The 25,549-nt window shown below is 63.1% G+C and carries 19 protein-coding genes and 1 pseudogene; 12 read left to right on the plus strand and 8 right to left on the minus strand.

All coding sequences use genetic code 11. The features are described 5' to 3' along the window. The first annotated feature begins 27 nt into the window (after window positions 1–27). Window positions 28–393, plus strand: coding sequence for a 30S ribosome-binding factor RbfA (rbfA, locus tag BLQ92_RS24575; RefSeq protein ID WP_090687468.1), 366 nt, complete (start codon window positions 28–30; stop codon window positions 391–393). Between the two features lie 63 nt (window positions 394–456). Next, window positions 457–1,395: a tRNA pseudouridine(55) synthase TruB gene (gene truB, locus BLQ92_RS24580; protein ID WP_090687470.1), complete on the plus strand. Its 939-nt coding sequence runs from the start codon at window positions 457–459 to the stop codon at window positions 1,393–1,395. A 136-nt stretch (window positions 1,396–1,531) separates the two neighbouring features. Here truB and BLQ92_RS24585 read toward each other — a convergent pair whose 3' ends face one another. From BLQ92_RS24585 to BLQ92_RS24600, 4 genes are read right to left on the minus strand one after another with little or no spacing between them, the layout of a single operon-like run. After that, a complete protein-coding gene (locus BLQ92_RS24585; RefSeq protein WP_090687472.1) occupies window positions 1,532–3,094 on the minus strand; it encodes a DHA2 family efflux MFS transporter permease subunit in 1,563 nt (520 codons plus the stop codon). A 33-nt stretch (window positions 3,095–3,127) separates the two neighbouring features. Then, entirely contained in the window at window positions 3,128–4,363 is a 1,236-nt protein-coding gene (locus BLQ92_RS24590) for an EmrA/EmrK family multidrug efflux transporter periplasmic adaptor subunit (RefSeq protein ID WP_090687475.1), read from the minus strand. Window positions 4,364–4,418: 55 nt separating this feature from the next. After that, entirely contained in the window at window positions 4,419–5,942 is a 1,524-nt protein-coding gene (locus BLQ92_RS24595; RefSeq protein WP_090687477.1) for an efflux transporter outer membrane subunit, read from the minus strand. Between the two features lie 54 nt (window positions 5,943–5,996). After that, the gene (locus BLQ92_RS24600) at window positions 5,997–6,515 is read right to left on the minus strand and encodes a MarR family winged helix-turn-helix transcriptional regulator (RefSeq protein WP_090687478.1); all 519 of its coding nucleotides are present in this window, start codon (window positions 6,513–6,515) and stop codon (window positions 5,997–5,999) included. 398 nt (window positions 6,516–6,913) lie between these two features. Between BLQ92_RS24600 and typA the strand changes: the two genes are divergently transcribed. The 6 genes from typA to BLQ92_RS24630 all read left to right on the plus strand — a co-directional run bounded on the left by typA (window position 6,914) and on the right by BLQ92_RS24630 (window position 16,762). Further along, window positions 6,914–8,740 (plus strand): translational GTPase TypA, encoded by a 1,827-nt coding sequence (typA, locus tag BLQ92_RS24605; RefSeq protein WP_090687480.1) that lies wholly within the window; start codon window positions 6,914–6,916, stop codon window positions 8,738–8,740. Window positions 8,741–9,091: 351 nt separating this feature from the next. Further along, window positions 9,092–11,953 (plus strand): 2-oxoglutarate dehydrogenase E1 component, encoded by a 2,862-nt coding sequence (locus BLQ92_RS24610; RefSeq protein ID WP_090687481.1) that lies wholly within the window; start codon window positions 9,092–9,094, stop codon window positions 11,951–11,953. A 123-nt stretch (window positions 11,954–12,076) separates the two neighbouring features. Continuing rightward, on the plus strand, window positions 12,077–13,354 hold the full coding sequence (odhB, locus tag BLQ92_RS24615) for a 2-oxoglutarate dehydrogenase complex dihydrolipoyllysine-residue succinyltransferase (protein WP_090687484.1): 1,278 nt from the start codon (window positions 12,077–12,079) through the stop codon (window positions 13,352–13,354). Between the two features lie 152 nt (window positions 13,355–13,506). Next, the gene (gene lpdA, locus BLQ92_RS24620; protein ID WP_090687486.1) at window positions 13,507–14,937 is read left to right on the plus strand and encodes a dihydrolipoyl dehydrogenase; all 1,431 of its coding nucleotides are present in this window, start codon (window positions 13,507–13,509) and stop codon (window positions 14,935–14,937) included. A gap of 93 nt (window positions 14,938–15,030) precedes the next feature. Further along, on the plus strand, window positions 15,031–16,128 hold the full coding sequence (zapE, locus tag BLQ92_RS24625) for a cell division protein ZapE (protein WP_090687488.1): 1,098 nt from the start codon (window positions 15,031–15,033) through the stop codon (window positions 16,126–16,128). 178 nt (window positions 16,129–16,306) lie between these two features. Then, window positions 16,307–16,762, plus strand: coding sequence for a transposase (locus tag BLQ92_RS24630; RefSeq protein WP_090687490.1), 456 nt, complete (start codon window positions 16,307–16,309; stop codon window positions 16,760–16,762). A gap of 147 nt (window positions 16,763–16,909) precedes the next feature. On the opposite strand, the gene BLQ92_RS24635 is transcribed toward BLQ92_RS24630, so the two are convergent. From BLQ92_RS24635 to BLQ92_RS24650, 4 genes and pseudogenes are all read right to left on the minus strand, one after another. Beyond that, window positions 16,910–17,395 (minus strand): DUF2147 domain-containing protein, encoded by a 486-nt coding sequence (locus tag BLQ92_RS24635; protein WP_090687493.1) that lies wholly within the window; start codon window positions 17,393–17,395, stop codon window positions 16,910–16,912. Window positions 17,396–17,540: 145 nt separating this feature from the next. Beyond that, window positions 17,541–19,241: a ShlB/FhaC/HecB family hemolysin secretion/activation protein gene (locus tag BLQ92_RS24640; protein WP_090687495.1), complete on the minus strand. Its 1,701-nt coding sequence runs from the start codon at window positions 19,239–19,241 to the stop codon at window positions 17,541–17,543. A 222-nt stretch (window positions 19,242–19,463) separates the two neighbouring features. Next, window positions 19,464–20,915, minus strand: coding sequence for a collagen-like triple helix repeat-containing protein (locus BLQ92_RS24645; RefSeq protein WP_090687497.1), 1,452 nt, complete (start codon window positions 20,913–20,915; stop codon window positions 19,464–19,466). 224 nt (window positions 20,916–21,139) lie between these two features. Then, window positions 21,140–22,531 (minus strand): annotated as a pseudogene (locus BLQ92_RS24650) (collagen-like triple helix repeat-containing protein); the annotation flags it as partial. 650 nt (window positions 22,532–23,181) lie between these two features. Between BLQ92_RS24650 and BLQ92_RS24655 the strand changes: the two are divergent. The 4 genes from BLQ92_RS24655 to cpaB all read left to right on the plus strand — a co-directional run bounded on the left by BLQ92_RS24655 (window position 23,182) and on the right by cpaB (window position 25,520). Then, window positions 23,182–23,343, plus strand: coding sequence for a Flp family type IVb pilin (locus BLQ92_RS24655; protein ID WP_090687500.1), 162 nt, complete (start codon window positions 23,182–23,184; stop codon window positions 23,341–23,343). Window positions 23,344–23,504: 161 nt separating this feature from the next. Beyond that, window positions 23,505–24,002: an A24 family peptidase gene (locus BLQ92_RS24660; RefSeq protein ID WP_090687502.1), complete on the plus strand. Its 498-nt coding sequence runs from the start codon at window positions 23,505–23,507 to the stop codon at window positions 24,000–24,002. After that, complete coding sequence (locus BLQ92_RS24665) at window positions 23,999–24,496, plus strand: TadE/TadG family type IV pilus assembly protein (protein ID WP_090687504.1); 498 nt, start codon at window positions 23,999–24,001, stop codon at window positions 24,494–24,496. The genes BLQ92_RS24660 and BLQ92_RS24665 overlap by 4 nt, the downstream gene beginning before the upstream one ends. A 91-nt stretch (window positions 24,497–24,587) precedes the next feature. Then, complete coding sequence (gene cpaB, locus BLQ92_RS24670; RefSeq protein ID WP_090687506.1) at window positions 24,588–25,520, plus strand: Flp pilus assembly protein CpaB; 933 nt, start codon at window positions 24,588–24,590, stop codon at window positions 25,518–25,520. The last annotated feature ends 29 nt before the right edge of the window (window positions 25,521–25,549 follow it).

Below are 25,549 nucleotides of genomic sequence, written 5' to 3' on the forward strand. Positions count from 1 at the left end.
TCCGTTCAAACGGATCACGGATTCACCATGCCTAAGAAACGTACTTCTCCCAATCGCAACGTGCAGATCGCCGATCAGATCCAGCGCGACCTGTCCGAACTGCTGCGCGAGGTCAAAGACCCGCGCATCGGCATCGTCACGATTCAAAGCGTCGAGCTGACGCCCGACTACGCGCACGCGAAGGTCTACTTCACAACGCTGACCGGCGACCCGCAACAGACGCTCGAAGCGCTGAGTCACGCGGCCGGCCATCTGCATAACCAGTTGTTCAAGCGCCTGCATATCCACACGGTGCCGACGCTGCATTTCCACTACGACAAGACGATCGAGCGGGCTGTGGAAATGTCGCGCCTGATCGACGAGGCGAACGCGAGCCGCGCCAAAGAAGACTGATTGCGCGCGGTTTGCTGCGCAGTTGGCTGTGTCGCTGATTTTTGTTCGTCCTCACTATCTGATATGACCGCACCTCAACGGCCCCGTGTGCCGCGTCGCGCGCTCGACGGTGTGTTGCTGCTCGATAAGCCCATTGGCCTGTCGAGCAACGACGCGCTGATCCGGGCGAAGCGCCTCTATCTGGCGAAGAAGGCCGGCCACACCGGCACGCTCGATCCGCTCGCTACCGGTTTGCTGCCGCTGTGTTTCGGCGAAGCGACCAAGTTCTCGCAGGATTTGCTCGAAGCCGACAAGACCTATGAGGCCACCATGCGCCTCGGTATCCGCACGGCCACCGGCGACGCCGAAGGCGAGGCGATCGAAACGCGTGAAGTGAGCTGCGACGAGGCGGCGGTGGTGGCCGCGATGGCGCGTTTTCTCGGTGAGATCGTCCAGGTGCCGCCGATGTATTCCGCGCTCAAGCGCGACGGCAAGCCTTTGTACGAGTACGCCCGGGCGGGCCAGACGGTCGAGCGGGAAGGGCGCCAGGTGACGATCCTCGCGCTGGAGATGCTCTCGTGCACGCTGCCCGATGTGACGTTTCGCGTGACCTGCAGCAAGGGCACGTATGTGCGCACGCTGGCTGAGGATATTGGCGAGGCGCTCGGCTGTGGCGCGCATCTGGTGGCGTTGCGGCGTACCGGTGTGGGTGCCTTGACGCTGGAACATGCGGTGACGCTCGATGCGTTGTCCGACGCCGCCGAAGGCGAGCGCGACCAATGGCTGCAGCCGGTCGATGCGCTGCTGTCGACCTTCCCGGCGGTGCAGCTCGATGCCGAGGCGACACGACGGTTTCTGCATGGCCAGCGCTTGCGTCTGGCCGACCTTGTCTTGACGGGCGAGGCAGCACAGGCCGAACGTGTGCGCGTCTATGCGGCAGAAGAAGGCAAGCTGCTCGGTGTGGCAAAGCTGGGCGAGGGCGTGCTGGCGCCGGAGCGGTTGGTGGTGACGGCAGCGAGCTAGCACACGACGCACGGGAAACAAAAAAGGCGGTACCGCATCACTGCGGTACCGCCTTTTTCTTTGCTGCACGACTGGCTCCGAAGACGGACGGTGCGTTAAGCCTTCTCAAGCACCGCCTTCAACACAACATCGAGCATCAATGCGCCGCCGCAGCCGCCGCGCCGGCATTGCCGCCTGCGCGCTCGGGCTTGGTGATCCAGATCAGCGCAATCAGCGCGATAAAAATCCCTGCCGAGATAAAGAACAGATCGTTCACACCCAACTGTGCGGCCTGTTGGGAAGCCATGTTGTTGAACAGCCCATAGGCTTGCGGCTGATTGAAGCCGGCCGCGCCCATCTGGCGAATCGACTGATCGAACACCGGATTGTAGGAATTGGCCTGCTCGGTCAGTTGCGCATGATGCAGGATGGTGCGGTGATCCCACGCCGTCTGGAAAATCGAGGTGCCGATACCGCCGCACATGATCCGCACGAAGTTCGACAAACCCGACGCCGCCGGAATCCGGTTGCCCGGCAGTCCCGACAAGGTGATCGACACGAGCGGAATAAAGAACCCCGCCATCCCGATGCCCTGAATCAAGGTGGGCAGCAGCAGCGAATATTCGTCCACACCGGTCGTATAGCGCGAGCGCATCCAGAAGCACAGCGCAAACACGAGGAACGACAAGGTGGCGATATAGCGCGGATCCGTACGCGGGAGAACCTTGCCGGTGAGCGGCGAGAGCAGCACCGCGAACAGTCCGACCGGCGCCATCACGAGGCCCGCGTCCGTTGCTGTATAGCCGATGTCGGTCTGCAACCACAACGGCAGCAACACCAGATTGCCGAAGTAAAGCCCATAGCCGATCGACAGCGCCACCGTGCCGCCCGTGAAATTACGCCTGCTGAACAGCGACAGGTCGACCACCGGATGCTCCGCGGTCAGCTCCCAGACAATGAAGAACGCGAGCGCAATCACCGCGGTCAGCGCCAGCACCACGATGGTGGTGGACGAAAACCAGTCGAGGTCCTTGCCCTTGTCGAGCATGATCTGCAGCGAGCCGACCCAGAGAATCAGCAAGCCGAGTCCTACGCCGTCGATCGGCGCCTTGCGGATCACCGAATCGCGATTGCGGAAGATCGACCATGTCGCGATGGCGGCAATCGTGCCGACAGGAATGTTGACGTAGAAGATCCACGGCCACGAGATGTTGTCCGAGATCCAGCCACCCAGGATCGGCCCGGCCACCGGCGCAATCAGTGTGGTCATCGCCCACATGGAAAGCGCCATTGGCGCCTTGGCGCGGGGGTAGCTGGCGAGCAGCAGGGTCTGCGACAACGGAATCATCGGGCCGGCCACCGCGCCCTGCAGCACGCGCGAGGCGAGCAGGAAGGGCAGCGTCGGAGCCAGGCCGCACATCCACGACGAGATCACGAACAGGATGATCGACGCCATGAACAGGCGCACCTGGCCGATGCGCTCGGTGAGCCAGCCGGTCAGCGGCACGGAGATCGCGTTCGCCACCGCGAACGAGGTGATCACCCACGTGCCCTGATCGGACGAAACGCCCAGATCCCCAGAGATGGACGGGATCGACACGTTCGCAATCGAGGTGTCGAGCACGTTCATGAAAACGGCGAGCGACACTGCGATGGTGCCGATCACCAGTTGCGCACCCTCTAACGGCGGATGAGGGACTTGCGCTTGAGCCTGAGCCATGTATTGGAAACCTTGTTAGAACGTGGCGCAGCCTTACATTGCCTTGGTCGGTGCCTTCGCGTCGCGGGCGGCGGACTTCTGCGCACCGCTGTATTGGCCTGCGCTGGGACCGGCGTTTTCAGCAATGATGCGGGCGATTTCGGCGTCGGCCTGGTCGCCGTACTTGTCGAACACGTTGGTCTGATAGACCGTGTTCTGTGCATCGCCGAGTTGGCCGCCGTTTTCGTCCTTGATGCCGACGTCGACGTTCATCGACAGGCCAATGCGCAGCGGATGCTTTTCAAGCTCTTGCGGGTCGAGTTCGATCCGCACCGGCAGACGCTGCACCACCTTGATCCAGTTGCCCGTGGCGTTCTGCGCCGGCAGCAGCGAGAAGGCCGAACCCGTGCCTGCCGAAAAGCCCACCACCTTGCCGTGGAACACCACCGACGAGCCATAGACGTCGGCCGTCAGCTCGACCGGCTGGCCGATCCGCATATGCTTCAGCTGAACTTCCTTGAAGTTCGCGTCGACCCACACGCCGTTCAGCGGCACGATCGCCATCAGCGGGTTGCCCGGCGAGACGCGCTGGCCGACCTGCACCGAGCGCTTCGCCACGTAGCCGGTGACCGGCGCCGGCAGCGTGTTACGCGCGTTGGCCAGATACGCGTCGCGTACCTTGGCGGCTGCCGCTTCGACGTTCGGGTGATCGGCGATCGTCGTGTTGGCGGTCAGCGCGCGGTTCGAAGCGAGCTGTTGCTTCGCTGCGTCGAGCGCGGCCTGGGCGCTCTTCACGGCGTCGCGGGCGTGGGAGATTTCTTCCTGCGACACGGCGCCGGTCTGAGCCACCATCATGCGGCGGCGCAGGTCGTCGTTGGCGCGCGACAGATCGGCCTCACGCACTTCCACCTGAGCCTGGTACTGGTTGTCGTCGGCGAACAGGCCGCGCACCTGGCGCACCACCTGGCCGAGATTGGCTTCCGACTGTTGCAGCGCGACGCGTGCGTCGGCCGGATCCAGCACGACGAGCGGGTCGCCGGCCTTCACTGTCTGAGTGTCGTCGGCATTCACCGCGATGACCGTGCCGGTCACTTGCGGGGTGATCTGCACGACGTTGCCGTTCACATACGCGTCGTCGGTCGACTCGTGGAAGCGCGCCACGAGGAAGTAGTACAGCCCGTAGGCGACAGCGGCAATCAGGATCACGATGACGAGCAGCGTCATCATGCGCTTGCGTTTGCCGTTGTTCGCCGGTTGTGCGCTGGCGGCAGGTTGCTGGGGGGTGCTCATGGATATGCTCCGTATTCTCTCAATCTGCGTCGTTTATTCGGATGGGCATTCGGGTTCAGTTCGCCGCAGCCTGCGTAGCGGGTACGGCGGAGGCGGCTGACGCTGCCTTTGCATCGGTCGGCACAATCAAGCCGGTTTGCGTCGCGTCGAAACCGCCGCCGAGCGCCTTGATGAGGCCGATCTGCATGTCGCGGCGTCTCATCTTGAGGTTCGTCACCGTCTGTTCGGCGGCGAGGCGGTTCTGGTCGGCGGTCAGCACCTGCAGTTGTTCCGACAGCCCGGCCTTGTAGCGGATCACGGCCAGCTGATACGCCTTGGTCGAGGCGTCCAGCGCCCGCTGGGCGTCGCCCGACTGCTGGTCGATCGAGCGGATCGTCGCGATTTGCGTCGCCACGTCCGACAGCGCATTGATCAGCGTCTGGTTGTAGTTCGCCACATCCAGATCGAAATCGGCGTAACGGCCCTTCAATTGCGAGCGCAATGCGCCGGCGTCGAAGATCGGCAGGTGGACTGCCGGGCCGAACTGCATGTTACGGCTCGACGCAGTCAGGAATTTGCCCCAGCCGAACGCATCGAAACCGAGGCCCGCGGAGAGGTTGATGTCCGGGAAAAACTCCGCCTTGGCTTCCTTCACGTCGTGCATCGCGGCTTCGACCTGCCAGCGTGCTGCCACAATATCCGGGCGGCGCGACACCAGATCGGCAGGCACGTTATCCGGCAGCGTGACGGTGTTGCCGGCCGTCAGAACCGGCTTGGCGATCTGCATGCCGCGGTCCGGCCCCTTGCCGAGCAGGGCGCCCAACTGGTAGCGCGTCACCGTGATCTGGCCGTCGAGGTCGGTCAGGTTGGACTGGGTCGTGGCGATATTGCCTAACGCGGTCTGCTTCTCGACGTTGGTGTCGAGCCCGGCTACCACGCGGCCGTTGGTAATGCGGCTGATGTCCTGGCGATTGTCGATTTCACGCGCGGCGATATCGCGCAGCGCATACAACTGGGCGAGCTGGTTGTAGGTGCTGGCCACCGACGAGGCCAGCGTCACGCGCGCCTGCTGCATATCGGCTTCCGCCGCTTTTTCCTGCGACACGGCCTGGCCGAGGCGCTGCCGGTTCTTGCCCCACAGGTCCAGGTCCCATGAAGCGCTCGCCAGCACGTTGTTTTCGCTATACCAGGTGCCGCCATAGGGCGGCGGGTAGATCGAGTTCTGCGAGAAGATCTCGCGGTTCCACGAGTAGCTGCCGTTCACCTTCGGATACAGATTGGAACGCGAGCTTTCGATGTACGACGAAGCCTTGGCGATGCGCGCCTGCGCCTGGGCGATGGACGGGCTGCCTTCCAGCGCTTCCGCGATCAGTTGCGGCAGTTGCGGGTCGCCGAACTGGTTGGCCCAGTCGAGCGACGGCCACTGGCCGCCTTGCGACGGCAGGCTCTGGTTCGATTCGTACTGCGCCGGCGACGACATCTGCTTGTCGCTCTTGATACCGATGTAGTTCGCGCACCCTGTTAGGGCGAGCGCCGCCACCGCTGCGGTGACGGCGGCCCGGCACGACAGTGCGGGCGCGGACAGGGAAAGGGATTTCATCGCTCGACTCTTTTTGAGTGTCAGTGGAATGTAATGATGGACACTGCAATCAGCTTATGACGATTTGCTGTCAATATTGATTGTCGTGTCACGGGTTATGCCCGCTAGATCGCAGCCGCTGTTGGTCAGCACACGGCGCAACATGCTTTTCAGAAAGCCTACTTCTTCTGGTGTGAATCCGGCGAGCAGGTTGTCCATGACGCCGTTGAAAATGGCCGGCATGCGCACGGCGATGTCCTGGCCTTCGGGCGTCAGGGCGAGCCGGACTACCCGCCGGTCTTCGTTGCTGCGCACCCGGCTCAGCAGGCCGCGCTTTTCCAGTCGGTCCACCAGGCGGGTGACCGCGCTGGCGTCAATGCCGTATTCCCGCGCCAGTTCGGCCGCCAGCAGGCATTTGCCGCTCGCCACCATAAACAGGATGCTGGCCTGCTGGCTGGTGATGCCCAGTTCAGCCATGGTGCGTTGCGTGACCAGATTGGACATGGTCGATTTCACGCGCGAAATCAGATAGCCGGGGCTTTCGCCTAGCTGGTAGGCGCTGATTTCCGGCGGTGTAGAGGTCTGATCCGTCATGATTCTCATGCGACTGCAATGGTTGACTAAGCAGGATTATAGGGGCTGGTTAGTTGACGCGGCAAGCGTTATTGCAGCTTAGGCAAGGATCTATACCCACTCAAGCTATTAAAAGTCGGAGGCTGCCGTGGGAAAATCGGGCCCGAAGGGCGCGTCAGCGCTGGCGGGCGCGGCTGATGAAAGCAGGGCGGTGCGGCTGGCGCTCGGCAGCAATCAAACGTAAGGAAAAGTGTGTCCCGTTGTCGGGATTGGTGGAGTGGGATGACGGCTAGTAAGGGAATACCAGAGAACCTTAATCTGCGCGTGCTATAATTTTGGGTTCCCAAAAGTGCGCTTTGGGCTTTGTTGGCTTTGTACACAATGCTGCTGCTGGCGCACTCAACTGTCCCCAGGTTCCTATGACCCGCGCCCTACGCAACATTGCCATTATTGCCCACGTCGACCACGGCAAGACCACGCTCGTCGACCAGCTCCTCCGTCAGACCGCCACGTTCCGCGACAATCAGCAGATTGCCGAGCGCGTGATGGACTCGAACGACATCGAAAAGGAACGTGGCATCACGATCCTTTCGAAGAACTGCGCGGTCGAATACGAAGGCACGCACATCAACATCGTCGACACGCCGGGCCACGCCGACTTCGGCGGCGAAGTGGAGCGCGTGCTGTCGATGGTCGACTCCGTGCTGCTGCTGGTGGATGCCGTTGAAGGCCCGATGCCGCAAACGCGCTTCGTCACGAAGAAGGCGCTGGCGCTCGGCCTGAAGCCGATCGTGGTGGTGAACAAGGTTGACCGCCCGGGCGCGCGGATCGACTGGGTGATTAACCAGACGTTTGACCTGTTCGACAAGCTGGGCGCAACGGACGAGCAGCTCGACTTCCCGATCGTCTACGCATCGGGCCTGAACGGTTACGCCGGCCTGACCCCGGACGTGCGCGAAGGCGACATGCGCCCGCTGTTCGAAGCCGTGCTCAAGCACGTGCCGGTGCGCGACGCTGATCCGGAAGCACCGCTGCAGCTGCAGATCACCTCGCTCGACTATTCGTCGTACGTGGGCCGTATCGGCGTGGGCCGTATCACCCGCGGCCGTATCAAGCCGGGCATGGCAGTCGCCGTGCGTTCGGGCCCGGATGGCGCGATCCTCAACCGCAAGATCAATCAGGTCCTGTCGTTCAAGGGTCTTGAGCGCGTTCAGGTGGAATCGGCTGAAGCCGGCGACATCGTGCTGATCAACGGTATCGAAGAAATCGGCATTGGCGTGACCATCTGCGCACCGGAACAACCGGAAGCGCTGCCGATGATCACGGTGGACGAGCCGACCCTGACGATGAACTTCCTCGTGAATTCGTCGCCGCTGGCTGGCCGTGAAGGCAAGTTCGTGACGAGCCGTCAGATTCGTGACCGCCTGTTCAAGGAACTGAACCACAACGTCGCGCTGCGCGTGAAGGAAACCGGCGACGAAACCACGTTCGAAGTGGCGGGCCGCGGCGAGCTGCACCTGACCATTCTGGTGGAAAACATGCGTCGCGAGGGCTACGAGCTGGCCGTGTCGCGTCCGCGCGTGGTGATGCAGGAAATTGACGGCGTGAAGCACGAGCCGTACGAAAACCTGACGGTCGACATGGAAGACGGCCACCAGGGTGGCGTGATGGAAGAGCTGGGCCGCCGCAAGGGCGAAATGCTCGACATGGCATCGGACGGCCGTGGCCGTACGCGTCTCGAGTACCGTATTTCGGCGCGTGGCCTGATCGGCTTCCAGTCGGAATTCCTCACGCTCACGCGCGGCACGGGCCTGATGAGCCACACGTTCGACTCGTATCAGCCGGTCAAGGACGGCGCGGTTGGCGAGCGTCGCAACGGCGTGCTGATTTCGCAGGACGACGGCGCAGCGGTTGCTTACGCACTGTGGAAGCTGCAGGATCGCGGCCGTATGTTCGTGTCGCCGGGCGAGCCGCTGTATGAAGGCATGATCATCGGCATTCACAGCCGCGACAACGACCTGGTCGTCAACCCGATCAAGGGCAAGCAGCTCACCAACGTGCGTTCGTCGGGTACCGACGAAGCGGTGCGTCTCGTGCCGCCGATCCAGATGTCGCTCGAATACGCGGTGGAATTCATCGACGACGACGAACTGGTCGAAGTCACGCCGCAATCGATTCGTCTGCGCAAGCGTTACCTGAAGGAACACGAGCGCCGCAGCGCAAGCCGTAAGGGCGCAGTGGACTGATCCACGCGTTTCTATCGTGCAGTGCAACACAAAAGCCGCCTTCGGGCGGCTTTTGTTATTTGCGGCTCTGCACGCAGCTGGCAAGCGGCTAGCAAGCGGCTATTACCAGGATGATTGAAGAACACTGTTTCGCTTCCTGGAAAGGTCCGCGAAAGCCCGCCAGAAAAGGCTTCCGCGGCACTGTGCCTGCTATCTGCACTATCTGTTATGTGATATGCTTCCGCGGATGCAAGTTAAGGTCCTTCCAAGCAAGACTTGATTCGCGCAATCCGCCAAACGGTCAGGCCGTGTCGCGGAAGGTTTGAGTAACCCGCTATTTCTCGAGAAACTCGAAGAAAGGTGAGCGTAAATATGATGAAGCAATTCCAGTCGAACTCCTATCTGTTCGGCGGCAATGCTCCGTACGTAGAAGAAATGTACGAAGCGTATCTCGATAATCCGGCGTCAGTGCCCGAGAACTGGCGTGTGTATTTCGACGCGTTGCAGAACGTTCCTGCATCGGATGGCAGCAATGCCAACGACGTGGCCCATGGCCCGATCGTCGAGTCATTTGCACAACGGGCCAAGGCGAATGCCTTCATCCCGCGCACCGCAACGGGCGGCGAAGACCTCGCTACCGCGCGCAAACAAGTCTACGTACAGTCCCTCATCGGCGCGTATCGCTTCCTTGGCACGCAATGGGCCAACCTGGATCCGCTGAAGCGCCGCGAACGTCCCGCAATTCCCGAGCTTGAACCTGCGTTCTACGACTTCACTGAAGCCGACATGGACCAGGAGTTCAGCGCGACCAACCTGTACTTCGGGTTCGAACGCGCGTCGCTGCGCGAGATCGTCAAGGCGCTGCGCGACACGTACTGCGGCACGATCGGTGTCGAGTACATGTATCTGAGCGATCCGGAACAGAAGCGCTGGTGGAAAGAGCGCCTCGAGTCGATCCGCTCCACGCCGAACTTCTCGGCTGACAAGAAGAAACACATTCTGAACCGCTTGACGGCAGCTGAAGGCCTCGAGCGCTTCCTGCACACCAAGTACGTCGGCCAGAAACGCTTCTCGCTCGAAGGCGGCGAAAGCTTCATCGCCTCGATGGACGAAGTCGTGCGTCACGGCGGCGCTCGCGGCGTTCAGGAAATCGTCATCGGCATGGCCCACCGCGGCCGTCTGAACGTGCTGGTCAATACGCTCGGCAAGATGCCGGCTGACCTGTTTGCCGAATTCGAAGGCAAGCACGTCGACGATCTGCCGGCTGGCGACGTCAAGTACCACAAGGGTTTCTCGTCGGACGTTTCGACCGAAGGCGGCCCGGTTCACCTGTCGCTCGCGTTCAACCCGTCGCACCTTGAAATCGTCAACCCGGTGGTCGAAGGTTCGGCCAAGGCCCGTATGGACCGTCGCGGCGACGACAGCGGCCTGCAAGTGCTGCCGGTGCAGATCCACGGCGACGCGGCCTTCGCTGGCCAGGGCGTCGTGATGGAAACGCTGAACCTCGCGCAAACGCGTGGTTACGGTACGCACGGCACGCTGCACATCGTCATCAACAACCAGATCGGCTTCACCACGTCGGATCCGCGCGACTCGCGCTCGACGCTGTACTGCTCGGACGTCGTCAAGATGATCGAAGCACCGGTGCTGCACGTGAACGGTGACGATCCTGAAGCGGTGGTGCTGGCTACGCAGCTGGCAATCGATTTCCGGATGCAGTTCCACAAGGACGTCGTCGTCGACATCGTCTGCTTCCGCAAGCTCGGCCACAACGAGCAGGACACGCCGGCGGTCACGCAGCCGCTGATGTACAAGACGATTGCGAAGCACCCGGGCACGCGCGCACTGTACGCTGAAAAGCTGGTGCAACAAGGCGTGATCACGGCTGCCGACGCAGAAGAGTACGTCAAGGCCTACCGCAAGGCGATGGACGAAGGCCACCACACCGTCGATCCGGTGCTCTCGAATTACAAGAGCAAGTACGCGGTGGATTGGGTTCCGTTTCTGAACCGCAAGTGGACCGACGCAGCGGACACCGCAGTGCCGCTCGCCGAACTGAAGCGCCTCGCTGAGCGCATCACCACGATTCCGGAAAACTTCAAGGTGCACCCGCTCGTCGAGCGCGTCATCAACGACCGTCGCGCGATGGGCCGTGGTGAAGCGAAGCTCGACTGGGGTATGGGCGAACACCTGGCATTCGCGTCGCTGGTCGCATCGGGCTACGCTGTGCGCCTGACCGGTCAGGACTCGGGCCGTGGCACGTTCACGCACCGTCACGCAGTGCTGCACGACCAGAACCGCGAACGCTGGAACGACGGCACCTACGTGCCGCTGCAGAACATCGCCGAAGGTCAGGCGAAGTTCACGGTGATCGACTCGGTGCTGTCGGAAGAAGCCGTTCTCGGCTTCGAATACGGCTACTCGACCGCTGAACCGAACACGTTCGTCGCATGGGAAGCGCAGTTCGGCGACTTCGTGAACGGCGCGCAAGTCGTGATCGACCAGTTCATCTCGTCGGGCGAAGTGAAGTGGGGCCGTGTTTCGGGTCTCACGATGCTGCTGCCGCACGGCTACGAAGGCCAGGGTCCGGAGCACTCGTCGGCACGTATCGAGCGTTTCCTGCAACTGTGCGCAGACCACAACATGCAGGTCGTTCAGCCGACCACGCCGGCACAGATTTTCCACCTGCTGCGCCGTCAGATGATCCGCCTGTTCCGCAAGCCGCTGATCGTCGCTACGCCGAAGTCGCTGCTGCGCCACAAGGAAGCCGTGTCGGACCTGTCCGAACTGGCGAAGGGCGCGTTCCAGCCGATCCTCGGCGAAGTGGACGAAGCCATCGAAGCGAAGAAGGTCAAGCGCGTGGTGGTCTGCTCGGGTCGCGTGTATTACGACCTGCTGGCACATCGCCGCGAAGCGAAGGCCAACGACGTCGCCATCATCCGTATCGAACAGCTCTATCCGTTCGCGCACAAGCAGTTCGAAGCGGAAATGAAGAAGTACGACAATGCGACCGAAGTGGTGTGGGTGCAGGACGAGCCGCAGAATCAAGGCCCGTGGTTCTACATCGAGCATCACCTGAAGGAAGGCATGAAGGATGGACAGAAGCTGGCCTACAGCGGCCGTCCGGCTTCGGCTTCGCCGGCAGTTGGCTACTACGCGAAGCATTACGAGCAGCAGAAGGCGCTGGTTGAAGGTGCATTCGGCCGTCTGAAGAGCGCGTCGATCGCTAAATAACTTATTGAACCGAACCGGGAAAGCGCAGGGCGCTTTCCCGCACCGCATCTGAAGGCTCAAACGCCGCAGATCAGGGTTCGCAGACGGTTCGTTGTCACCAGATACGTATTCAGGAAAATCACAATGGCTATTGTTGAAGTCAAGGTCCCCCAGCTGTCGGAGTCGGTGTCGGAAGCCACCATGCTGCAGTGGAAGAAGAAGCCCGGTGAGGCTGTCGCGGTCGACGAAATCCTCATCGAAATCGAAACCGACAAGGTCGTGCTGGAAGTGCCGGCTCCCGCAGCTGGCGTGCTCGCACAAGTCATCTCCAACGACGGCGATATCGTCACGGCCGATCAGGTGATCGCCAAGATCGATACGGAAGGCACCGCTGGCGCCGCTGCTGTCGAAGCTGAAGTGAAGCCGGCTCCGGTTGCCGCTGCGGCACCCGCAGCAGCACCGGCTGCTCAAGCTGCATCCGCAACGGGTGCCAGCACGGCCGCCTCGCCGGCCGCCGCCAAGCTGATGGCGGAAAAGAACCTGGCGTCGGGCGACGTCGCCGGCACGGGCCGCGACGGCCGCATCACCAAGGGTGACGTGCTGACCGCTGGCGCCGCTCCGGCACCGGCTGCCAAGGCCGCTCCGGCTGCTGCACCGAAGGCTGCCAAGCCGTCGCTGCCGGACGTCAAGGCTCCGGCATCGGCCGAAGCGTGGCTCAAAGACCGCCCGGAACAACGCGTGCCGATGTCGCGTCTGCGCGCGCGTATCGCCGAGCGTCTGCTCGAGTCGCAGCAAACCAACGCCATCCTCACGACGTTCAACGAAGTGAACATGGCGCCGGTGATGGACCTGCGCAACAAGTACAAGGACAAGTTCGAGAAGGAACATGGCGTGAAGCTCGGCTTCATGTCGTTCTTCGTCAAGGCTGCGGTCCATGCACTGAAGAAGTTCCCGCTGGTGAACGCGTCGATCGACGGTAACGACATCGTCTATCACGGCTATTTCGACATCGGTATCGCGGTCGGTTCGCCGCGTGGCCTGGTGGTGCCGATTCTGCGCAACGCAGATCAGCTGAGCCTCGCAGAAATCGAAAAGAAGATTGCTGAATTCGGCCAGAAGGCGAAGGACGGCAAGCTGTCGATCGAAGAAATGACGGGTGGTACGTTCTCGATCTCGAACGGCGGTGTGTTCGGCTCGATGCTGTCGACGCCGATTATCAACCCGCCGCAATCGGCGATCCTGGGCGTGCATGCTACGAAGGAACGCGCTGTGGTCGAAAACGGCCAGATCGTGATCCGCCCGATGAACTACCTGGCGCTGTCGTACGACCACCGCATCATCGACGGTCGCGAAGCAGTGCTGTCGCTGGTCGCGATGAAGGACGCGCTGGAAGATCCGGCTCGCCTGTTGCTCGACCTGTAAGCGTCGGTCCGGCCAGGGCGCCGGCTTGTGATCCCACAAGCCGGCGTCATATTAGCCAAGAGCAAGCAGCACGTCTTTAGCATTCCGCAGTACTGGAGCGATGCGCGCCACGAAGCGTGGCCGCGCGTTGTTCCGTCATCAAAAGGATTGTCATGTCCAAAGAATTTGACGTCGTCGTGATCGGTGCCGGTCCCGGCGGTTATATCGCAGCTATCCGCGCTGCGCAGCTCGGCAAGACCGTTGCCTGTATCGAGAAGTGGAAGAACCCGGCCGGCGCGCTGAAGCTCGGCGGCACCTGCCTGAACGTGGGTTGCATTCCGTCGAAGGCACTGCTGGCTTCGTCGGAAGAGTTCGAAAACGCGTCGCATCACCTCGCCGACCACGGTATCAGCGTGGAAAACGTGCAGGTCGATATTACGAAGATGCTAGCCCGCAAGGAAGGCATCGTCGAGAAGATGACCAAGGGCATTGAATTCCTGTTCCGCAAGAACAAGATCACGTGGCTCAAGGGCCATGGCAAGTTCACCGGCAAGACGGACGCCGGCGTGCAGATCGAAGTGAGCGGCGAAGGCGAAACCGAAGTCGTCACGGCGAAGAACGTGATCATCGCCACGGGTTCGAAAGCGCGTCATCTGCCGGGCATCCCGGTCGACAACAAGATCGTCGCCGACAACGAAGGCGCATTGAGCTTCGACTCCGTGCCGAAGAAGCTGGCCGTGATCGGCGCCGGCGTGATCGGTCTGGAACTCGGCTCCGTGTGGCGCCGTCTGGGCGCTGAAGTCACGGTGCTCGAAGCGCTGCCGGAATTCCTCGGCGCGGCGGACCAGGCGCTCGCGAAAGAAGCGGCCAAGCAGTTCAAGAAACAAGGTCTGGATATTCACGTGGGCGTGAAGGTCGGCGAAGTCACGACGACCGACAAGAGCGTCACGCTGAACTACACGGACAAGGACGGCAACGCACAGAAGCTGGAAGCAGACCGTCTGATCGTGTCGATCGGCCGCGTGCCGAACACCGACAACCTCGGTCTCGAAGCGATCGGCCTGAAGGCCAACGAACGCGGCTTCATCGACGTTGACGACCATTGCGCCACCGCAGTGCCGAACGTCTACGCGATCGGCGACGTGGTGCGTGGCCCGATGCTCGCGCACAAGGCTGAAGATGAAGGCGTGCTGGTCGCTGAAATCATCGACGGTCAGAAGCCGCATATCGACTACAACTGCATTCCGTGGGTGATCTACACCGAACCGGAAATCGCATGGGTCGGCAAGACGGAACAGCAACTGAAGGCGGAAGGCCGTGAGGTCAAGACGGGCCAGTTCCCGTTCATGGCCAACGGCCGTGCACTCGGCATCAACAAGGCGGATGGTTTCGTCAAGATGATCGCCGATGCGAAGACCGACGAGCTGCTCGGCGTGCACATCATCTCGGCGAACGCATCGGACCTGATCGCGGAAGCCGTCGTGGCGATGGAATTCAAGGCGGCGTCGGAAGACATCGGCCGCATTTGCCATCCGCACCCGTCGTTGTCCGAAGTGATGCGCGAAGCGGCGCTCGCCGTGGACAAGCGCGCGCTGAACATGTAATCACGCGCACGCCTGACTGATCGCAGCAGCTTAGCTTCACGACGAAGGCGGGCGGGTTCAATCCCTCCCGCCTTCTTTTTTTGCAGCCAGAAAATGAACGTCACCGAATACTACGAAAAAGAACTGCAGACGCGGGGTTATCAATCGGACCCGGCGCAACGCGCGGCCGTGGACCGTCTGCAGCGGTGCTACGAAGAGTGGGTCGAGTACAAGTCGCGCCGCTCGAACGCGTTCAAGAAGTTGATCATTCACCCGGACCTGCCGCGCGGCGTCTACATGTGGGGCGGGGTGGGGCGCGGCAAGAGCTTCCTGATGGACAGCTTCTTTACCGTGGTACCGGTGCAGCGCAAGACGCGTTTGCACTTCCACGAGTTCATGCGCGAAGTGCACCGCGAACTCGAAGACCTGAAGGGCCAGGCCGATCCGCTCGACGAACTGGCGCGCCGCATCGGCAAGCGCTACCGCCTGATCTGTTTCGACGAATTCCACGTCTCCGACATCGCCGACGCGATGATCCTGTACCGTCTGCTCGACAAGCTGTTCGAGAACCGCGTGCAGTTCGTGATGACGTCCAACTACGATCCGGATACGCTGTACCCGGATGGCCTGCATCGCGATCGCATGCTGCCCGCCATCGAACTGATCAAGTCCAAACTGGATGTGATCAACGTGGATGCGGGCGTCGACTACCGGCAGCGTACGCTGGCCCAGGTCGAGGTGTATCACACACCACTGGGTGCGGCCTCGGACAAGGCCCTGCGCGGCGCCTTCGCGAGCCTCGCAGCGGTGCCCGACGAGAGCCCGATCCTGCGTATCGAAAAGCGCGAGCTCAAAGCACTGCGTAAGGCCGACGGCGTGGTCTGGTTCGATTTCGCGACGCTGTGCGGCGGCCCGCGCTCGCAGAACGACTATCTGGAGCTGGCGAGCCGCTTTCACGCGGTGATCCTCTCGAGCGTGCCGCAGATGAGCGCGCGCATGGCCTCGGAAGCACGGCGCTTCACCTGGCTGATCGACGTGTTCTACGACCACAAGGTCAAGCTGCTGATGTCCGCTGCGGTGCCGCCTGAACAGCTATACACGGACGGCCCGATGGCCAACGAGTTCACTCGCACGGTGTCGCGCATCGTCGAGATGCAATCGAAGGAATATCTCGATGCGCCGCGCCGTATCGTCGATACCTCGCTGACCTGAGCGATTCTTAAAGTTTTTGTAGTTCCCTAAGACATCGTATCTATTGCGATAGATCAGAGGCCGCCAGCCTACCGCTGGCGCTTCCCGTCGCATTTTCAAGATTCGGATTGGTCTTATATTCGCTCCAGGGGCGAGCCGATATCTTCTTAGTCATAGATTTTTGACGAAGGAGAAGTCCATGACCCCGTATCGCGATATCAATGATGAAGAATGGCAGCGCGTTGCACCGCTGCTCCCCGAGCTGCGGCCGCGCAGCGAACTGCGCGGCCGGCCTCTCGCCAACACGCGTTCCGTGCTCAACGGCGTGCTGTGGGTGATGTATAGCGGCGCTACCTGGTCCGCCATGCCGCGCAAATACCCCTCGTACCAAACCTGCCACCGGCGTTTCAAAGCCTGGCACGAGTCGGGCGTGCTCAAGCGCGTGATGGACCAGTTGTACGGCGAAGCGAGCACCGAGTTGTGCACCATGATGGAGTCGCGCATGCGCATCCATGTCAGCCCCGAAGAGAAAGCTGCGCGTGCGGAAGCCGCACCTGTCGCACCGTCCAAGCCGGCACTCTACGGCCCGGCAGCCTCGCAACCGGTGGTGCCTTCGGTATTCGGCTTCGCAGGATCCTTCAAGCAAGCTGCATGACGAGTCCAATGAATTGAACCCGCTCAATCGAAAAAAACCGGCCGCACGAAAAAATCGTCGGCCGGCTTTTTATTGCCTCATGCCCTTGCTGCACACCGCTGTCTCAAGTGCGGTGACATGACGCCGCGTGCGCAGCTCTCTTAAGGCTTATTGCTGGCGAATCCAGGTCTGCGAGCGGCCCAGCAGCGAAACGCCGATATACCCCCGCACCACCAGTTTCTGACCGCCGTCTTCGAGATGCATCTTGCACTTGTAGACCTTGCCGTTTTCCGGGTCGAGAATCCGGCCGCCGTCCCAGCCGTCGTCATCCTTCTTCATGTCGTTGATGATCGTCATGCCGAGGATCAGCTGGTCTTTTCGCTCATCCGTGCAAGCCGTGCAGCGGCGCTCGGGGTGGTCGTTCGGGCCGAGTCCCTTGATGACCTTGCCATCCAGCGCGCCGCTGGCGTCCTGGGTGATCTGTACGAGCGCCTTGGGCTGGCCCGTGTTGTCGTCGATGGTTTGCCACGTGCCGACCGGACTGTCGGCCTGCGCCATGGCGGTAACGGCGCTGGCGAGCAGCACGCCGGCGAGGGCCGCCTGTTTGGCGGTGCGCATCATGATGGCGCGGGTGCGCTGGGTGAATGACGTCATTGCCTTCCTCCTTGATGAAAGTCGGCGCGATCATGGTCGCGCGGCGTTATTGAAAGCGCAGAATACGTTAAAGTGCGCCCGCCGTTTGATAGTGGAGCCTCTAATTGAAACGGCGGCGCATGGGGCACTGTGCAAAACGCATGCCTCAATTCAACTGATACGAAAAAGTCGCGTTGATGCGCGGGCTGCGCGAGGCGCTTTCCACCGGCGCATCGCCCACGGCCTTGCCCACCGAGAGATCGAGCGTGTAGTACTTCTTGTCGGTGATGCGAAACCCGAAGGCAATCGACGCGAGCTTCGACGGCGAGGGTGTGCCTGCATGCAGATAGACGCGCGCCATGTCGAACGACACATAGGGCGTGAACGTCTGCAGGTAAGTCAGGCCCGGCGTGAAGGCGCGGTTGAGTTCCACCGACGCGCCCCAGCCCGAATCCCCTGACGCCTCACCGGGCTCATAGCCTTGCGCGAAATGCTGCGCGCCGAACGAGATCTGTTCCGAGGTCGGCAGCGAATCGGGGCTGTACTGGCCCGTCATGGCCACCGCCGTGCCGATCTTGAGCGGCCACTCGTTGGTCTGCGAGAAGCTCGCGCCGGTGCGCGTGAAGGTGAGCGAGACGGGGTTGGTTTCGACGACGCCGGGCACGTTCGACTCGCCGGATTTCGACGCCCCCAGAATATCGAAGGCCTGCGCGACGTTGACGCTCGCCTTGCGCACCTGGCCGGTCTGCACGCTGGTGTAGTCGGCCTGCAACTGCATCACGCGCACTTGCGAGCGCAGCCCGATCCGCGCGCCGTTGATCTGGTTCTGATAGTCGTCTTCGTCGTGCGACGCGTAGGCCGACACGGTGCCGATCACGCTCTGGCTGTTGCTCAACAGAAGCGGGTAGGCCAGCGAGCCGCCTAACTTGTCGTTAATCACAGTGCGCTGCACATAGGAAGGCAGGCCGGGGTTGTCCACCGGATTGCCGCGGTAATGCGACGCATCGACCTTCGCCACGAGGCCGTCGCTGCCGATCGGCACCGCGCCACGCGCGGCCAGGTAGGTGACGTTGTCGCGGCCCTTGGGCAGCAGCGCCGAGACGCTCAGTTGCTCGCCGAGCGAGGTCAGGCCGTTTTCGGTCGCAGTGAGCAGGCCCTGCACGCCAGGCTGATCGAAATTGACCCCGGCGCTCAGGTTGACCGGCTTGTGTTCGACCTTGAGTTCAAGCGTGGTGGCGCCGTCGGTGTTCTGCGGCGGCGGCACGTTGGCGGCCACCTTGATGCCCGGCAGGATGCCCAGCACGTTGATGTAACGCTCGAAGGTGGCGAGCCGCAACGGCCGGTCCTCGCGAATGTGTTCGGCGATCGCAAGGATCTTCTCTTCTTCCTTACCCGGGTTGCCGGTGACCTTCACTTCCGACACGTAACCTTCCACCACGGTCACGCGCACCACCCCGTTTTCGAAGTTCTGCGCCGGTATGAAGGCGAACGACAGTGCGTAGCCGCGTGACTGATACAGCTTGGTGACGCCGTCGGCCACCTGGATCAGGTCGCCGATGGTGATGTCCTTGCCGACGAGCGGAGTAAAGCGCTGCGCGACGTCGTTGAACGGAATCGTCTTGACGCCTTCCACCTGAAACTTGCTGGGCGTGAGATGCGTTGCGAGCAAGGCCTGCAACTGCGGCGCCTGCGGCTGCACCTGCAGCGTGACGTTAGGCCCTTTGTCGGGCGCGGTGACTTGCGGTAAGGAGTCCATCGGGTTTCCTCCGACGGGGTTGCCGCCGACTGCGGGACGCGATTGCGCCTGTACTGCGCCTGTGGCGATGGCCGCCAGCAGGAGTGTCCATCTGCTGTACCCGAGTTTCATCGGATTTTCCCTCGTATGGCCGTTCTTATCGTGCGAGCGCGCCGCCTGGCTCGGCAGATCGTGATCGCTTGTGTGGCTTCGCGCATACTGCCATGCCTGCGCGTGTTACGCCACGTGCTCCGTTCGTTGCGGAACACGTGGCCGATACCCACTGCTGATGCGAGCGGCCGCGGCACTTGCCAACCGCGGCTGCGAGCGGCTTGCGCCGTCCACTGCTGCGGACTACTTATGTTGTGCCGGGATCAGCCCACCCAGCAGCGAGGTCGCACCGCTCGCGGCGCTGCTCGTCGATCCCGTCGCCGAGGTGAGCGTGCCGGTGAGCGTCGAGAGCAGGCCCGTGACCGGCGCGAGCAGCGAGCCGGCCGGGGTGCCGCTGGCGGCGCTGGTAGCGGTGCCCAGCGCGCCGGTGACAGCCGAGAGCGGATTGGAACTGCTGGTGGCGTTACCCAGGGTGGAGGTGACCGAGTTGAGCGGGAGGCCGCCGAGCAAGCCGGTGACCGAAGCCAGCGGCGTGCCTGCGGTGGCCGAGGAGAGCGCCGACAGCGGCGAGCTGCCGAGCAGCGAGCTCACCAGGTTGAGCGGATTGGCGCCGAGGCCGAGGCTGGCGAGCGACGCGTTCAGCGGCCCGAGCAGGCCATTGGCGGCGGCGCCGGTGGGCGGTCCGTTGGCTACGACGACATTGCTGCTGCCGACGAGGCTCGTGATCAGACCGGGGATCGGCGCCGCGCCGTTCGGGCCATTCGGATTGACGAGGCCGCCGGCGTTCGTGACCGTGTTGCCGAGCGAGCCGACCAGGTTGCCGACGTCCGTGCCGAGCGGATTCTGTGTGGTCGAGGCGACAGTCGAGCCTGCCGTGCCCAGTGCGCCGCCTATCTGCGCCAACACACCCGAGACGGGTACGCCGAGCCCGGTGTTCGTGCCGACCGTCTGCGTGATGATGCCCGCGGTCTGCACGAGCGGCGTGATGGCGGTGCTGACAGGTTGCGTGATCTGCTGCACGGGCGCCGAGGACAGCACGTTGCCGAGCACGGTGCCGCCCACGTTGACCGCGCCGGCGGCAGTGCTGAGCGTGCTTGCAAGCGGCGTTGTCAGGGGCGAGAGCGGCGCGAGCGGGCCGGTGCCGAGTCCGGCGACGGTGGTGCTCAAGCCTTGCACGACGCCGCTGGTGGACGACACGACCGAGCCGAGGCCGCCCACGGTCGTGCCGAGCGGATTCGCCGTCGAACCGGTCTGGCCGACGCCATTGCTGACTGCATTGGCAAGCGCGGTGAGCGGACCGCTCGTGGACGACACGGTGCTGCCGAGCCCTTGCGTCAACTGCGGGCTGAGGCCAGGAATGCTCTGCGACGCAATCGTATTGCCGAGATCGTTGACGGTCTGGGCTGCTGCCGTCACCGTGCCCGTGGTGCCGGTAGAGCCGGTGGTCGGGTTGCTCGGGTTGGTGGGCGTGGTCGTGCCGGTGGTGGGTGTGCCACCGCCGGAGCCGGTCGTGGTGGTGGTCGTGCCGCCGGCTGAGCCGCTACCGGTGGCTGAGGCGAGCGGTGGCGCCGCGGTCACGCCGTTGCCGCCACAAGCGGCGAGCAGGCAGGCAACGGCGAGTGCGGTAAGTGGCGCGCGCAGAGACGACAGGCTCGCGCAAGTTGCTTCTGGAACAAAAAAACGTGTTGTGGACATAGGGTGCTCCTCGGTCTCTTGTGACTCTGAATGGATGGTCTCCGCGCGCCGGTGCAGCCATCTCTGAGCGGCGCCACTCAGCTCAGGCGAAGCGGGGGAGGCGGCGTATCCGCTGCCACCCGCTGTGCCTGCTTATCGGGTTACTTTTTCGACACGCCGCCGAGCAGGCCGCTGACCAGCGAGGTGACCGGCGAGAGCAGGCCGCCGGCGGCGCTGCTGCCGGTGCTCGAGGTCAGGCCGCTGATCGGGCTAGCCGAGGCCGTGGTCGTGGCGCTCTTGGCTGCGCTGCTGGCAGTGGTGGCCGCGCTGCCGAGCGAGCCGGTGACGCTCGAGAGCAGACCCGTAACCGGGGCGAGCGGGCTGCTGCTCGAGGCGCTGCCTGCGGCGCTGGTGACGCTGCTGAGCAGACCGGTGACGGGAGCCAGCGGGCTGCTGGTGCCGCTCCCGCCGGTGGCGCCACCCAGCGCGCCGGTGACGCTCGAGAGCAGGCCCGTGACCGGCGCCAGCGGGCTGCTGCCGCCAGCGCTTCCGCCTGCGGCCGAAGTGAGACCGCCGAGCAGGCCCGTAAGCGGCGCGATCGGGTTGGCGCTGCCGCCCGTCAACAGGCCGCCGACCGACGAGACCGTCGTGCCGGTGCTCGTCACGACATTGCCGAGGCCCGTCGTGACGGGGTTGTTGCCGGTCGCGGCGAGCAGGCCGCCCGCCTTGCCGAGGCCGCCGCCGATCGTCGACAGCAGGCCGTTGACCGGGGCGCCGAGACCCGTCACGGTGCCGACCGTCTGGGTCGTGGAGGCGAGCATCGAGGTAATCGGCGTGATGGCGGTGCTAAGGGTTTGCGTGACCTGCTCGACCGGACCGGTCGAGAGGGCCGTCGTCAGCGTGCTGCCGCCGTTGGTGACCGCGCCGCCGAGGGTGTTGATCGCGCCGCCCAGCGGCGATGTAAGGGCGGAGAGCGGGGCGAGCGGACCGCTGCCGAGACTCGTGACGAGATTGCCGGTGCTGGTGACCGCGCCGCCGACGTTGCCGACCACGCCGCCCAGGCTCGAGACGGTCGTGCCGACTGCATTGCCGCCTGTACCGAGCTGGCCCAGACCTTGGGTGACGCCGTTGCCGAGCGTGGAGACCGCGGCGCCGACGTTCTGCACAACCCCACCGAGCGATTGAGTGGTTGCCGGGCTCAGACCCGGGACAGTTTGCGAACCGATCACCGAGCCGAGCCCTGAGACGGTCGACCCGACGTTGCTGACGACGTTGCCCGTATTGCCGGCTACAGTGCCGAGTGCGTTGGCTTGCGCCGAATCGCTGCTCGAACCGCTGCCCGAAGTCGAAGAGCCGCCGCCCGAGACGCCGCCCGTGGTGCCCCCTGACGTGCTGCCTGCGTTGTTTCCTGAACCTGAACCCGAGCCATCCGAACCGCCTGACGTTGCGCCCATCCCCGAGCCGCTGCCGCTCGTCGTCGACAGCGCGCCCCCGTCGCTGCCACTACCGCTACCGCTGCCTCCGGTCCCCGAACTCAGGGTTCCCGAGCCGCCGCAGGCACTCAGAGACAGCATCGCTGCTGCCGTTGCCGCGAGTACGGTTGCTCGTACCGTGAGGTTAGCCGTTTGAATGTTCATGTCGCCCTCGAATCGCATGTGTTGTTGGGTAGTGCTGCGTGCCTACCACTGCAACAGCCATGCCATTTCAACTGGAGAATGCGCAAGGAATTTGCTTCGCAGGGCTGAGAGCAAGGCGCAGCGCGGCTGTGCGGGCGGTTGATGAAGTGGTTGTCGAATCGGAGTGGCGCTTCAATAGCGCGTTTGAAAACGGTTTCGCGGCGTGCGTAACGTAACGAGCCGGATGCGGCGTTACGGTGGGGTGCGTAACGCGGAGGACGGCCGATGCTTGAAACGATCTGTTCAAACGGATAATTAGTGGAGCGAATCTAACCTATGGTTAATCCTATGTGCTGCGACGCACGAACTGCCGTTAATCTAGGTGGACAGACGGCTTCAAACAAAATAGTGCCCATCGGGCAGCGGACAATTGCTTAAATAAGATTGGTACGCTATAAAAGCCGTCAGCATCTACGTTTGACGAGGGAGGTGCGATATCGAACAGACGGCCAAATGTAATTTATTGCTTTGAAGCCGGCTGCGATGAACGCGGTGTGGCAGTGCAAAAGACCTGGGGTCGGCGAACGAGAGAATCGTCGATCACGGCACTGTGAACACGGTCATCACGTGCAGCGCAAATACGATTGAATACTGAAAGTTCGAGGGTAAAAATGAAAAAGTTCACCACACGATTCCTGAGAGATAACCAAGGGGTGACGGCAATCGAGTACGCCATGATTGCCGGATTGATCGCGGTCCTTCTTGCCACTAGCCTGACCAATGTGAAGACCGCGCTGGAAACGGTGTTCTCCAACATCGTAACGGCTCTGTAATTCGTAAGGGTTGACGGCGGCAGCTTCTGAAATCGCGTACGGGGGATGATGTCGGCCAGCGTGTCGGCCGACTCTGCGCGCGTCACAAGAGCATTGCCAAGGGAAGGGATGCGGGTTGCGAATGCGGCCCGCATCGGTTTGTCTCGCCCGTCGAGTCCGATATGAATCTGCTTAGCGACTCTCTTTTCGCCGTCTGGGCCGCGGTCGTAGCCGTTTGCGATTGCCGCAGCCGACGCGTGTCGAATGCGCTTGTCGTTGCCGGACTGGCAGCGGCGCTGGCGTGCGCCGCGCTGGAGCACGGCCCATTCGGCATTTCGCTCACCCAGGCCGCGCTTGGCGCGCTCGTCGGCTTATGCGCGCTGTTGCCATTCTTCGCGCTGGGCGTGATGGGCGGTGCCGACGTGAAGGTCTTCGCGGTACTCGGCGCCTGGTGCGGCATGCATGCGCTAGTTGGACTGTGGATCGCCGCGAGCCTGATAGCGGGCTGCCATGCGCTCTGGTTGCTGGTGTCCACCCGCACGCGGCTCGCCGCGCTCGGGCGGCCTGGCGCGCTGACCTTCGCACTGGGCAGCAAGCGTGCGACACCGTATGCGGCGTGCCTGACCGTGCCTGCCATCGCGTGGATGGGGCTGCAAGCCTTTACTGCGGGTGTGCAATGAACTGGACTGCTTATCAACAGATTCCACGTCCCGCCATGCGGGCCGCATTCGCGCGCTCGCGCCGCGAGCGCGGCACCGCCGCAGTGGAATTCGCGCTGGTCTTTCCGCTGTTCTTTGTGATCCTTTACGGCATCGTCACCTACAGCGTGATTTTCGTCGCGCAGCAGAACCTGACCTTGGCGGCAGAGGAGGGCGCGCGCGCCGCGCTCAATTATCAAGCGGCGACGAGCACCGCCAACGCGCTGGCCGCCCGTTCGTCCGCTGCCTGCACCACGGCGAAAGGGATGGTGACATCGTTGATCAGTACCGCTACCTGTGTATCGAGCTCAAGTCCGTGTAGCTACGACGCAACAATGGATTGCGTGATCGTGACGCTCAGCTACAACTACGCGGGCAAGCCGCTGGTGCCGAGCTTGCCGCTGACCAATTTTGTGTTGCCTGCTTCGCTGGCGAGTAGTGCGACGGTACAACTTAACCCGGAAAACATACTGTAATGCACGCGTTGGCTCATCCCTTTCCGGTTGTGTATCGCCTGCCTGAGCGGGCCTTGGGCCGGTGCGCGTTCGAACGACGAGGCGACCTGTCATGCCGAACCTGACCCGGATACTCGCAGGCGTCCTCATCGCGCTCGCGCTGCTGCTCGGCATCTTTGCCTGGACGCTATCGCGCCGGCCCGTAGTTCATCCCGTCATGCCGGTGGCGCAAGCCACCTTCCCGGTGGTGGTGGCCGCGCGCGTGCTGCCCGCCGGCAAGCCGATCAGCGTCGACGCGCTGCGTGTCCAGTCGCTGCCGATCAATCCGAACGGAGCGTTCGTCGATCCCTCGATGCTGGCCGGACGCGTGCCGACCTCGGACATCGGCGCGGATTCGCCGGTCCTCGAGGCCCAACTGTCATCGGGAATCGCCGAGCGGATCGAGCCGGGTGAGCGTGCCGTGGCGGTGCGGGTCGATGAAAGCAACGCGGTGGGCAACCGCCTGCGGCCGGGCAACTTCGTCGACGTGTTCTTCACGCTGAAACGCGAGGGCAACGGCGCGAGCGGTGCGGAGGTCGAACGCAGCCAGGCGCGCCTGCTGATGTCGAAGGTGCGCGTGCTGGCCTTCGGAAACGCGACACCCGGCGCCGACAACCCGGGCGACGCGAACGGCATGGTGCGTACCGCGGTGCTGGCGGTGCCGGTGGCTGATGTCGATAACCTGACGCTGGCTGAAACGTCCGGGCGCCTCGTATTGGCGCTACGCAATCCAAAGGATGCCGAAGTAGTCGATCCGGCCGCTTTTGCAGCGACCGATGGCGTCTTGAAGATTGCCGCGAATGCGCCAGCCGGGGACGCAACACAGGATTCGACGCGCGCTGCGGCCGGCGTGGCGCTCGATCAACTGTCCGGCAGTGCGGGCAACACAGCCGCACGGCCGCAGGTGGCGCCACGCGCCGTTCGACCCACCGTGCGGGTCGCGGCGGCGCCGAACGAGAATATAGAAGTCATACGGGGTGGGCGTGCCGAAACGGTCGCCCGATAGGGTTCCAGGGAGCGGGCGGCTGGACGCGT

It is taken from the genome of Paraburkholderia phenazinium, assembly GCF_900100735.1.
In the GTDB taxonomy this organism is placed as follows: domain Bacteria; phylum Pseudomonadota; class Gammaproteobacteria; order Burkholderiales; family Burkholderiaceae; genus Paraburkholderia; species Paraburkholderia phenazinia.